Here is a 12,587-nt window from a genome sequence, read left to right as displayed (position 1 = left end):
CTAGCATAGCCGCTACCACGCGATTAGCAGCTAAAGGCAGTATACTATTACCCACCTTTAAATGCGCTCTAAAATAGGATTAAAGGCTTTAGAAGCCACAAATACCTGGTCTCCAAGGGTCAAAGCAAGGGCTTCTTCACGGTCTGTCACTACTTTCACTACCGAATTGCCCACCAACACAGAGACCACATAGATTACCTCCTCCTTCTCTATATGGATCACCTCTCCCGTAAACCTAAATTTAGCACTGTTTCTTTCGGCATTAAAAAAATCCAAGGCCTTTCCTTCACGGACTACGCGACCGTTGTGTAATTCATAAATATGATTGGAAAGTTTTACGATTTCCCCAATGTTATGACTAACTAGAATGGTGGTTAAATTAAAAGCATTGTGTACTTTTAAAATATACTCCTGAAGTTTAGACCTCATCTTATGATCCAGTGCAGATAGGGGCTCGTCCAGAATCAATATTTCGGGACGTTGTACCAATGCCCTCGCTAGAGCTACCCGCTGCTGTTGTCCGCCAGACAAGGTACTGGGTTTTCTATTTAGAAAATCGCCCAGCTCCACAATAGCCACCAAATTATCCACTATAGATTTAGACTGGCCTTTTTGAAGTGCGAATTCCAGATTCTGCCGGACCGTCATATTGGGAAAAAGGGCATAGTCCTGAAAAACATACCCTATCTTTCGTTGTTGGGGTGATAGATTTATTTTCCTCCCTGCATCGAACCAGGTAGTTCCGTTTACCACAATCCTCCCCTTATCTGGGGTAAGCAAGCCACTCAATACTCTTAGGGTGCAAGTTTTACCTGCTCCGGACACTCCGTACAAGCTCACAAACTCCCCCTTCTTAATCTTAAGTTCCAAGTCTAAGAGCATACTCCCTCCCGTGGACCGCAATTTTTTGGTCAGGTTAATTTCGATCATCGCGAATAGCGTTTTAAATACCCTCCGTTAATGAGGTACACCAATAGTAAAATAGCAAAGGTAATGGCAAACAAAATCATGGAGTAATTATTGGCTGCAGCATAATTTAGCGCTTCCACCTCATCATAAATAGCAATAGAGGCCACTTTGGTCTTCCCAGGCATATTGCCCCCAATCATCAACACCACGCCAAACTCGCCCACGGTATGGGCAAAAGTTAGCACTATCCCCGTGAGTATAGAAGATTTAATATTAGGCAACAGTATTCTGAACAAGGTGGTGCGTTTAGACTTTCCCATGGTATAGGCCGCCTCCTTCAAGGTAGGGGAAATGGAGGCCAGTCCCGCCTGAAGCGGCTGTACCATAAAGGGCAAACTATAGATGATGGAAGCCACCACAAGTCCCTCAAAAGAAAATATCAGCCGTATTCCCAACCATTCGTTTAACCAATTACCAAAAAAATTGGCCGGACTAAAGGCTACTAGCATATAAAAGCCCAGAACCGTAGGTGGCAATACCAGGGGCATACTCACCAGGGTTTCTACCACGGGTTTCATTTTAGAATGAGTGCTAGATAACCAGTTGGCTATAGGTACCGCAATCACCAAAAGAATAATAGTGGTAACAAAGGCCAGTTTAAAAGTTAGTACAAGAGGTTGCCAATCCATTAGGGTGCCAGTATTAATTCGTTCATCTTTACCATGGCCAAAACCGACATATTGCGGTCTAGCCCCAGTCTTTTTAAACTTTTGGAACCCACTACTGCCACCAGCTCACCTATTTCCGTATCTAGCACCAATCGGCTCAAAATTTCTCCTGCTTCTACCTCTTTCACCGTTCCCTTTAGGTAATTATCCACACTGAGCAAATTGGGGTCCTGAAGGTTGAGGATTACTTCGGTTTCTTTAAACAATACCCTAATATCCTCCCTGGGAACCAAATACGGAGCCGTTTGTGGCGTATCCAAAACCACGGATACCCATTGGGTGTTCTTACCAAGAGCTACCCTTACCAAAGACAGATTGCCTACGGTCTCCACCTCTAAAATATGTCCCTTAAAACTATTCATCCATCAAATATCCAAATTCTTTCAATAGGAGCGCGACTTCCTCGGAAAAAAGAAAATCGTAAAATTGCTGAAGCTGCTGTTCATTCTCCCGTTCCCTTTTTATTAGCACTATGCCCTGGGTGATGGGGGAATACTGTTTAGCATCTACCTCTAACCACCTTCCTTTGTCCTTCATCCTAGGTGCCTTCACCGTGGATAAGGCTGTAAAACCAATGTCCGCTGCCTTAGAGGCTATAAATTGGTTGGTTTGCGCTATGCTCTCCCCATACACCAATTTATGTTTTAGTTGATCATAAAGACCGTAGTGCTCAATCACCTCCATAGCCGCCACCCCGTAAGGTGCGGTCATGGGATTCGCCATAGCAATATGGTTTATTTCGGGATCGTTAAGAGTGTTCACGGAAATGGGCTTGGACAGCGCTACGGACCATAGAATTAATTTCCCGTTGGCGTACCTACGGGGAGCCTCCATCCCTTTCCCGGCCATATAGACTGCTTCTGGATATTTCATGTTGGCCGCTACGAAAACATCGTAAGGAGCCCCTTCTACAATCTGTGCTGTTAACTTCCCGGAAGACCCAATCATCATTTCACAAACCACCCCATATTTTTCGGTATACCGCGCTACAATTGCCTCCATGGGCAACTGCATATTGGCGGCCACCGCCACCCGTATTTTATTTGCATCGCTCTCTTGACAAGCTACCCCTAAAAGGAGGAGCGACAACAACAAAACCAAGATTCCCAACCGATTAATCATGTCGAATATAAGATTGCATTAGAATTTTCCATATCCCTAAATCCCAGAAGAATTTCCCTTAACAACCTTCCCCGATGAGAAGCTTTTTCACGCCCAGCCAAAACATCCTTAAGGTTGCCGAGTGAGAATCGGAGAGTTCGGAAAGCAACAATAAATTCTGTTCAAATTCTTTTGCATCCGAATGGTGGACCCCAGCTTCAGCGGGATCGAAATATCCCATACTCCAATCGGAAAAAGACCGTTCTTCTATCTCCCCTTCCCATATCAGTTGGATATCTCCATGCCGTTTATCCTTAACAATCTCCTGATACAAGGATTTTACCTGCTTCTTTTTTCCCTCAATAATCTGAACAAAGCAGTTATTGTGAAATACCAAACACCCGGTGATTCCCTTTTCCTTATTACGGTCCCTAGCGGTTTTCAAAATCGCCGCAACATCGTCCGTGCTCATAAATTCCGAAGCCTTGGATTTGTAAGTAAGCTGAAACATAGGATTAATTTGATGCAAATTACAAAATTAAATGCTCCTAAATGGGCGCTATTACAACCAGCATCCCAGGGAATTGAGCAGCTAGATCAACTTAAATTATTACGGCTCAACCTGCCTTATCTCCATCCAAGCATGGTAAAACAAAAGCTTGGTACATTCCTAAATAAGGAATTATACCAAGCTTTTAATGAGGCGAATATCCTTTTTATTGTTCGCTGCTTTTAGAAATCTCTATAGGGGGCATCCAAATATTGATTAGCCTCCTCTTCTGCAAACTTTGCTGCTTTGCTATCCCAATGCAATGTTTTATTTGGGAAACGACCAGCGATAACGCCTAGCAGGATAGTTTCTGTGAGTCGGGCCGAATAATCAAAAGGTGCACTGCATTCCGCCTTACCCAAACAAGCATCTACAAACTCGTGATAATGCTTTTTCTCTTCTTCATCATAACTCTTAACCGGCTCGCCCAAATTATCGGAATCCTTTACCACAGAGAGATCCAATTCCTTATATTTCCCATCTACAATATGCCTTGGAAGCTCCATAAAGTGTGGCAAGAGCAACCTCCCTTTTTCACCAATGAACATAGCTCCCTGCTCCGGTAGCTTATCGTTATTTGGCAATTCCAGATCTTTATGCTTTTCTGGAGCTCCTGGTCCATCGTACCATACCCATTTCAAGGTTTTTGCCGTGTAGGGGGTTTGTGGAAACGTATAGGTTACTGTATTCTTCTCGGGGAATCCAAATCCATTGGGCTCCCTACAATCGTTTTTAATAGTCATGGGCACATCCAACTCCAAGGCGTTGTAGGGGGTATCAAAAATATGAACTCCCATATCCCCTAAGGTACCACAACCATAATCCATTAACTTTCTCCAGTTTCCCGGATGGTAATACCCTACCTTATAAGGCCTTTCCGCAGACGTTCCCAACCAAAGATTCCAATCTAAATTCTCTGGCACAGGATCAGAGCCTGTAGGTTCTGGACCGTCATAGCCCCAGTTTTTAGGAGACCAGGCCCGTACGGTCTTTACTTTTCCAATAATCCCAGATTGAATCAGGATGGTAGCCAATTTATAATCGTAAAAAGAATGTACCTGGATTCCCATTTGGGTCACCAAATTCTTCTCCTTGGCCTTTTTACGCATTGCCCTTGCCTCCGCCACATGGTGGGTAAGGGGTTTTTGACAATAGACTGGTTTACCCAAGTCCATGGCCATCATAGAAGCCGGTGCATGGGTATGGTCTGGCGTAGATACAATAACGGCATCGATCCCATTTTTCAATTCCTTCAACATCACCCTATAATCTTTATAGGTAGCTGCATTGGGATGTAGTTTTTTGGCCTCTGCCAAGGCGTTGGCATCCACATCGCACAAGGCTACTACATCTACCAACGGATGGGATGAAATGGAAGCCAAATCGGCTCCCCCCATATTACTAACCCCAATATGGGCGGTACGCAAACGGCCATTTTTAGACATAGCCCAGATAGAAGCGGGTAAAAGGGCGGTTAAACCTATTGCTGCGGTTCCCTTTAGAAAGTCTCTTTTTTTCATTAAATTCTTAGTTTTTTTTAGTGGCGGTTATTCATTAGTGGGATCAGCATGGCGTCCCAGCTTCCTTTAAAAGAAAGATCTCCTTTTAAAGAATGTGGCGGCATCCGACAAAACCGGATTACCGCCACAGGGTATTTATAGTTTTCTAATCTTTACATTCCTAAACCAGATAGGGCTAGAGTGATCTTGGAATCCGATATATCCGGATTTAAAGCGACCGTAGTTTTCGGCGTCTTTCCACTTTCCGGTATTTTTCCTTTCGTACCAGTCCTCGGACCAAGGCACAAAGGACAATACCTTCTGTCCATTTAGCCAGTGCTCTACCTTTTCAGGGGTGAATACTATTTTGGTGGTATTCCACTCCCCGACAGGATTCAATACTTTCTTGTCCGGATCTGCAGGGTACATGGCATAATCCGATGCAGTCTGCTGCAAGGGCTGGAGTTCAGCCGGATTCTCTGTATTCCCCAAGCTTAAATTGTATTCGGTAAGATCGTGTATAGCGGCATAGTTCTCATCATCGATCAATTGGTATTCCGGAGAAATGGTAGCCGGACCCTCATTGGGTATGTTCTCCTTTAGGTGATAAAAAATACCACTATTTCCGCCTTTCGGCAGCTTCCATTCTACGTATAACTCAAAATTGTCAAATTCTTCGGCACCATAAATAATATCCGTGCCCCCTGTATAATCCTGTTCCATTCCCAGTTCAGTATCAAAGGTCAGCGTACTATCCTTAATAGTCCATCCTGGAGGAAGGCTATCCCCGTTATAGGCACGCCATCCCTCGGTAGAGGTACCGTCAAAAAGATAGATCCAATCCTCGGTTTCGGCTGTAGCTTCCACACTTTCAGGTTTCGACTTTTGATTCATTTTACATGAGGTCATCGCAAGTGCGAAGACAAAAAGAGCAATAGTTTTCTTCATTTTTATCTGTTAAATTTTAAGCAAACCATGAAGATAAATAATTTAGCCAAGAATCCCACTACCTCCCTTGGAAAAATTAGGAAAACCCACATTTTCTTTGCGATTTGGAGTTAAACCGACCCTCGATTTTTTTGAGAAGCATGGTAGACAAGAAATGGCCACAACTTAACGCCATGGAATTTAAAAAAACACCTAGCTTTTTCATCAATTCAGTAGCCAGCAACCTCACCTACTTTGGATCTAGAAAATATGGAGGAAGGAAGAGCTAGGACTAGCAAACCACTACACCATCACTTGGTAAAATTCTCCTTGGCAACAACTGGGAAAAAAATCATTTCTCTAAACCACCAATCAGCAGGGCCACTACCATGTCTAGGGTTTCCTGTATTCCTGGATTGGTACAATTAACAAGGAGGGAAAAAACCATCTCCTCTTCGGGGTAAACGTACAGAACGGCATAGCCACCTACCCCTTTACCTATATGCCCAAAAGTTGGCCTCCCCCAGGCATCTTGATTAATTTCCCACCCTAATCCGTAATGGGTTTCCCTACTACCTATCACCTCTGCGGTAAGGAACTGCTGCATATTAAGCGCCTCTATAAGGGAAGTGTCTAAAAACTGCTGCCCAAATTTAGCTACATCCACCGCGGTGGACACATAACCGCCCCCAGCAAGTTTATAGCGATTATCCACGGGAATGGCCTTCTTAAATCCGGCCCTATACCTCGTATAAAAATGGGCCATTTGGGGAGGTTGTTCCCCTGGAATTTCTGGAAATGTGTCCTTCATCTGAAAGGGCTCCAACACCTTTTTCTTCACATAGTCCGCAAAAGACACACCGCTCACCTCTTCCATCGCCAAGGATATTAGCACCCAGCCAAAGCTGGTATAGCTATAATTGCTTCCCGGTTTAAAAAGCAGGGGATCGTCCTGAAAAATCCTTAGACTTTCCCTACTATCCATAGGAAGGTCCAGGCCGTATTCCCTCCCCCTATACCCTCTAATTCCAGCGGTATGACTCGCTAGATGCCGAAGGGTAAAATCGTATTCTTTCCTGGGAAAATAAGGCAGGTATTTATAAATGGAAGCATCCAGATCTAGCAGCCCTTCCCTCACCATAACCGCCAAGGCGGTTGCTGCTATTGGTTTGGAGATACTGGCTATTCTGAAGATGGTACGCTGGGGGTCTACCAGCACCTGCCCCTCTAAATTAGCATATCCATATCCTTTTTGAAAATAGGGCTGGTTATTTTTACGCACGCTGATAGCAAGCCCTGGAATTGTATTATCATGGACCAGCTGTTGAAGTAACCGATCTGCTTCCAACATCCCTGCTAGCTGCACATCTTCCCCCATTAGCCTACGGGAGGCCAAAAAATCACTTACATATTTTTGAATGGGTCTCATTGAACAACGCTACTGATCCACTATTAATTTTCACTAAAAAATCCCCTTGAGAGTTACTAGGCACCGTTTCCCACAAAACCAGCCTTACTCTATAAAGATAAGTTTTCCCTTATACAATTCCTCCACTGCTACTTCGGGCGGTCTATTAAAACTAATCACGTCCCCGGTACCGCGCAATACACCGGTTAAGGAGGTTTGCGGATTAACAAGCATGTCATTAGACCCCCTATGACTAACAGTTATGGCATTTGCCTTTAAGGAAGCGGCCTCCAAGCGCGTATCCCCTGCTGCAAATAGGACATTAAAATCTTTAGTTTGGCCACGCAATTGGAAGTAAGAAGGCCCGTTGGAAACGATTCGTACCGACTCAGCGTCTAGATTCAGGTTAAATTCCCCACTGGTGAATTTGGCTTCCGGATTGTTAAAGCTCTCCGAGATAAGCGCTAAGTTAGGAAAGGACAACACCCCTTCACTTTTAATAGCCAGTCCGGTACCACTTCTAATTTCCGTAAGATTAGGCACGGTTACATATACATGAGTTAGGCCATACTTCCGGGTGAAATTGCACGAATTGGTATCCCTAAGCAATAGTCTCCCCTCCTCTACGGTAACGGATACATCATTGCGCAAGTACTTCCCGGTCTCTACTTCTACCTTTGTTTCTGCTCCCTGCACAATGGTTACCCTTACATTTTCATAGGCGGTGATTTTTGTAAAATTAGGCACGGCCACCACCTCCTTGGTTATAGGCCCGGCGTTCTGGAAGCAATCGGGTGCATTTTCACTGTTGCAGTTCCAGAAAAATAAGGGCAGTACCAACAATAGGCTCCATTTATGTAATTTCCTAAAAAATAAGCTCCTCATATCACCTCTTTTATTATAGCCTTATCCCCACCCCAAATTCTACCGCTTCGGCCTTGGCGCCGTGCGACTTTAAGGTGATGGCGCCAAAGATCTTATCCGTAAAATACCGCTTTAAGCCCATCCTGTTGTATACCCTTCCCTCAAAATCGAAGGGGTAGTAAACGTAATACCCCAATTGGGAAATAATAGACATTTTATTTATAAATAACTCATGCCCTACAAACAGCCCTACCCGCTTATAATCGTCCGTAGGCTGTACTCCATATTCGGGGAAGGCAATGGACTGGTAGCGTATCAATTCCTTTAAAAAATTGGAAAAATATAGATCTGTTCCCAGTTGCAAAGCGCTGATTCTTCCTAACCGCTTATCGGCATAAGCAGAAAAAATATAAAATGGAAACTGCCCAGAACCTACAACATCACTCTCATTGATTCCAGATCTAAAAGCCAGATTATATCGCACCGGCTCGGCGTAGGATGTTGTATCCTCGGTTCTAACATACTCCTTCTCCAATCCTCGCTGCAGATCATAGGTAAGCCCTAGGTTAAACGCCAAGGTATTGGTTGAGGTATTGGGCGCCTTCACATTGGCATTGGAGTAATGAATAACGGAGAGTCCCGCCTTAAAGCCCAATCCATCAATGATTTCCTCTTTGTGATAGTTCAGCATTATATAGGTAGAGCTCAACAAATGGGTGCCATAGGCATTATTCCTAAAGTTGTTGTGCTTATTAAACGGATGGGTATTGTAAGCTACCCCCTGCCCCAGCCTAAATTGGAGATTTCTATTTAAGAAATAAAAATTATAATGCGCATACAGTCCAAAATTCTCCCCTAGGGTGCTGTTGTTCATGTTCTGATAAACAAAGGAGAGGCCAGTATCCGGATAATTAAAGCGTTGATGCCATTCCTTTTCCCCATAGGTCTTGCGGTTAAAACTCGCTATTAGTCCGCCCGGGTGTGAACTTATTAGGTGAGAAATATAATTATTGTGCAAGAGCACCGAACCATAAAACTGGTTGATGTCCAAGGTATAACTCGCACTCTGTTTCCCGTCCTGTGAAAAACAAAATGCCGTCCATAGACAGCATAATAGAAATAGACATCGTTTCATTAAGAGCAAATGTAGGGAAAATTTAAAAAGGACAAATTTGGGAATCCTTAGATCTAAAAACAGCTTCTATAAGTAGAAGCCTCCCTCTTCCAAAAGACCCAATTACGCAAGAGGGGTTTAAGTGTTGCTACAAAAACCCCCAGGACCATCCCGGGGGCTATTAAAAACAGTTTTATCAAGATCCAGCAACGATTAGCTGGTGGATTTTAAAGGTTGCTATACGCCTAGAACAAGGCTTCGGCAATGGCTTTTATATTATCCGATTTCCCCATGGAGTAATAGTGTAATACGGGCACCCCGGCCTCTTTTAGCTCCTTAGATTGTTGAATAGCCCATTCTATCCCCACCTGTCTTACCGCCGCATTATTAGTACAACCGTCTACAGCATCTACCAAATCTTGCGGTAGGTCTATTTTAAATACTTGTGGTAGTATATGCATATGACGCTTTACCGCTATGGGCTTTATCCCTGGAATAATGGGCACTTCTATACCCATTTCCCTTGCGGCCTCTACAAACTGGAAGTAGCGACTATTGTCGAAAAACATTTGGGTTACCACATAATCGGCACCGGCATCTACCTTTTCCTTTAACCTTCTAAGGTCCGATTCCAAGGAAGGAGCTTCCATGTGTTTCTCTGGATAACCCGCCACCCCAATACAGAAATCGCCACAATTTTCACTTTCTGCGGTATCGTGTAAATATTTTCCGGAATTAAGGTTTTGAATCTGCGCTACCAATTCCGTGGCATAAGAATGTCCGCCTGGCGTAGGCGTAAAATATTGTTCCCCTTTTCGGGCATCACCCCTTAAAGCCATCACATTGTGTATACCCAAATAATGGCAATCTACCAGTAAATACTCCGTTTCCTCCTTGGTAAAGCCGCCACATAGCACATGGGGAACTGTATCTACCCCGTATTTATGTTGTAGCGCAGCGCATATCCCTACCGTCCCAGGCCGCATACGCGTCAATTTTTTATCGTACAACCCGTCTTTTTCTATGTACACAAACTCTTCCCTTGAGGTGGTAACATCTATAAAAGGCGGATTAAATTCCATCAACGGATCCACGTTGTTGTACAACTCCTGAATATTCTTCCCTTTCACTGGCGGGACAATCTCAAACGAAAACAAAGTTTTCCCCTTTGCGTTTTCCAAATGCTCTGTTACTTTCATGGTCTTTCCCATTGCCCTCCCAACAGAGGGCCCTTATTTTAAAAATTCAACATTCCCTTATTCCCATTATCCCACAAGTAGTCTTGCTTACTATGCTTGCAGTCCGATGATGGATTATGGCGTTTCCCTAAAGGGCCGGGCTATCCACTAAATTTTTTTAGGAACAAGCCCTAAAAAAGATATCGTTCCTATCCCTAACGCGGTAATAAATCATCTAATGAAATCTATAGCATATTATTAGCCCATCGCTACATTGGTTCATTGCTACTTTGGCACATTGTTACATTAGTACATCGCTACATTATTTCATTAGCAAATCTCCAAATCAACCCATTGTTACATTAACCAATTGCTACATTGTTACATTATCAATGCATTAGCAAATTTCCAAATCAACACATCTCCAAATCAACCAATTAATCATCTGCGATATTGGGCGCTAACCATTTACTAGCCTCTTCCAGAGGAATATCTTTCCGCGCTGCAAAATCGGCTACCTGATCTTCCTTGATTTTTCCGAGTCCAAAATATCGGGCCTCTTCATTCCCGAAATAATAGCCACTAACACTGGCTGCCGGCCACATAGCCAAACTATCCGTTAATTGCACCCCAATTTTTTCTTCCACCTGCAACAGTTCCCAAATGGTAAGTTTCTCCAAATGATCTGGACAGGCAGGATAACCGGGTGCCGGTCTAATTCCCTTGTACTCTTCTTTAATTAATTCTTCATTATCCAAGGCTTCTTCGGAAGCATAGCCCCAATGCACCTTTCTCACTTCCAAGTGTAAATATTCGGCAAACGCCTCCGCAAATCGGTCGGCCAGCGCCTTTACCAATATACTGTTGTAATCGTCCAAATTATCCCGATAACTATTAGCCAGTTCATCGGAACCAAAACCAGCGGAGACACAAAAGCAGCCTACGTAATCTGTTATCCCACTATCTTTGGGCGCTATAAAATCGGCAAGGGCCAAATTAGGTCTATCCTTATATTTTTTAGACTGTTGCCTAAGAGTCCTAAAATAGGTCTTCTCCCCATTATGGGTAAGTTCTATATCGTCATCGTTCACGGTATTTGCAGGGAAGAGTCCAAAAATACCCTTAGCCTGAAACAGGTTTTCGTCCAGGATCTTTTTCAACATTACCTTGGCATCGGCAAACAGCTCCTTGGCCTGTTGGCCAACCACCTCATCCTCCAAAATATTGGGATACCTTCCGTGCAACTCCCAGCTTCTAAAGAAAGGGGACCAATCTATAAAAGGCACCAATTCCCTTAGGTCCATATTCTCTATAAGTTGTATGCCTAACTTATTAGGCTTTATAATTTGGGATTTTTCCCAATCTACCTGATATTTATTTGCCCGGGCATCTTCCAGTTTTATATACTCCCTGCGTCGGCCCCTTTTCAGGAAACTCTCCCTAAATTCGGCATAATCCATTTTTATACTCTCCTTGTAGTTGGAAGCACTTTCTTTCTGCAACAAATCCCCCACTACGGTCACGGCTCGCGAGGCATCGTTTACGTGCACCACCGCATTCTTGTACTGGGGATCTATCTTCACCGCCGTATGGGCCTTACTAGTAGTTGCCCCCCCAATTAACAAGGGAACCGTAAAATTTTGTCGCTCCATCTCCTTGGCAAGGAACACCATTTCGTCCAAGGAAGGCGTAATAAGGCCACTTAAGCCAATGATATCTACTTTTTCTTCCTTGGCAACATTAATTATCTTCTCTGGTGGTACCATTACCCCCAAGTCTACAATCTCATAGTTGTTACAGGCCAAGACCACACTCACAATATTTTTTCCAATATCGTGCACATCGCCTTTCACCGTAGCCATCAATATTTTTCCGGCAGCGGATTCTTCCCCTTCGGGCAAGGGGTTCTTCAATTTTTCCTCTTCAATAAACGGCAATAGGTAGGCAACTGCTTTCTTCATAACTCGGGCCGATTTTACCACCTGTGGCAAAAACATCTTCCCGCTTTGAAAAAGATCTCCCACCACGTTCATTCCCGTCATTAAATGACCTTCAATCACTTGAATGGGTGCCGCTACACTAAGCCTGGCCTCTTCTACATCTTCTACAACATATTGATCTATCCCTTTTACTAGGGCTCTGGTGATACGGTTTTGCAGGGGTTCTTCCCTCCAAGACAGATCTACTTTATTTTCTTTCGCTTTCCCTACTACAGATTCAGCAAAATCTAACAAGCGCTCTGTAGCATCCTCACGTCTATTGAGAATTACATCTTCTACATGCTCTAAAAGGTCTTTGGGGATATCGTC

Annotated in this window: 12 protein-coding genes; all 12 read right to left on the bottom strand. The window is 43.8% G+C overall.

All coding sequences use genetic code 11. The features are described from left to right. Positions 1 to 57 precede the first annotated feature (57 nt). Positions 58 to 930 (bottom strand): sulfate/molybdate ABC transporter ATP-binding protein, encoded by an 873-nt coding sequence (locus F1E73_RS09550; RefSeq protein ID WP_150451784.1) that lies wholly within the window; start codon positions 928 to 930, stop codon positions 58 to 60. After that, positions 927 to 1,598, bottom strand: coding sequence for a molybdate ABC transporter permease subunit (gene modB / locus F1E73_RS09545; protein ID WP_086475508.1), 672 nt, complete (start codon positions 1,596 to 1,598; stop codon positions 927 to 929). The genes F1E73_RS09550 and modB overlap by 4 nt, the downstream gene beginning before the upstream one ends. Next, complete coding sequence (locus tag F1E73_RS09540) at positions 1,598 to 1,999, bottom strand: TOBE domain-containing protein (protein ID WP_150451783.1); 402 nt, start codon at positions 1,997 to 1,999, stop codon at positions 1,598 to 1,600. The genes modB and F1E73_RS09540 overlap by 1 nt, the downstream gene beginning before the upstream one ends. After that, positions 1,992 to 2,759, bottom strand: coding sequence for a molybdate ABC transporter substrate-binding protein (gene modA / locus F1E73_RS09535; RefSeq protein WP_150451782.1), 768 nt, complete (start codon positions 2,757 to 2,759; stop codon positions 1,992 to 1,994). Before modA ends, F1E73_RS09540 begins: the two co-directional genes overlap by 8 nt. Before the next feature lie 58 nt (positions 2,760 to 2,817). Then, the gene (locus F1E73_RS09530) at positions 2,818 to 3,249 is read right to left on the bottom strand and encodes a BLUF domain-containing protein (protein ID WP_086475505.1); all 432 of its coding nucleotides are present in this window, start codon (positions 3,247 to 3,249) and stop codon (positions 2,818 to 2,820) included. 221 nt (positions 3,250 to 3,470) lie between these two features. Further along, positions 3,471 to 4,808 (bottom strand): Gfo/Idh/MocA family oxidoreductase, encoded by a 1,338-nt coding sequence (locus F1E73_RS09525; RefSeq protein ID WP_150451781.1) that lies wholly within the window; start codon positions 4,806 to 4,808, stop codon positions 3,471 to 3,473. 135 nt (positions 4,809 to 4,943) lie between these two features. Further along, positions 4,944 to 5,735 carry a 3-keto-disaccharide hydrolase gene (locus tag F1E73_RS09520; protein WP_086475502.1) on the bottom strand — a complete coding sequence of 264 codons (792 nt, stop codon included), beginning with the start codon at positions 5,733 to 5,735 and terminating at the stop codon, positions 4,944 to 4,946. A gap of 331 nt (positions 5,736 to 6,066) precedes the next feature. Continuing rightward, positions 6,067 to 7,143 (bottom strand): serine hydrolase domain-containing protein, encoded by a 1,077-nt coding sequence (locus F1E73_RS09515; RefSeq protein ID WP_086475501.1) that lies wholly within the window; start codon positions 7,141 to 7,143, stop codon positions 6,067 to 6,069. A gap of 84 nt (positions 7,144 to 7,227) precedes the next feature. Then, positions 7,228 to 8,007, bottom strand: coding sequence for a head GIN domain-containing protein (locus F1E73_RS09510; RefSeq protein WP_150451780.1), 780 nt, complete (start codon positions 8,005 to 8,007; stop codon positions 7,228 to 7,230). A 13-nt stretch (positions 8,008 to 8,020) separates the two neighbouring features. Next, positions 8,021 to 9,121, bottom strand: coding sequence for an acyloxyacyl hydrolase (locus F1E73_RS09505; RefSeq protein ID WP_086475499.1), 1,101 nt, complete (start codon positions 9,119 to 9,121; stop codon positions 8,021 to 8,023). Between the two features lie 224 nt (positions 9,122 to 9,345). Then, positions 9,346 to 10,299, bottom strand: coding sequence for a methylenetetrahydrofolate reductase [NAD(P)H] (gene metF / locus F1E73_RS09500; RefSeq protein ID WP_086475548.1), 954 nt, complete (start codon positions 10,297 to 10,299; stop codon positions 9,346 to 9,348). Between the two features lie 416 nt (positions 10,300 to 10,715). Next, positions 10,716 to 12,587, bottom strand: a 1,872-nt coding sequence (locus F1E73_RS09495) for a vitamin B12 dependent-methionine synthase activation domain-containing protein (RefSeq protein WP_150451779.1), incomplete at its 5' end; no start/stop codon positions are given.

It is taken from the genome of Arenibacter lacus, from assembly GCF_008711145.1.
Lineage (GTDB): Bacteria > Bacteroidota > Bacteroidia > Flavobacteriales > Flavobacteriaceae > Arenibacter > Arenibacter amylolyticus.
Note: the sequence above shows the minus strand (reverse complement) of the source record. Positions and strands in the feature narration are given on the sequence as shown.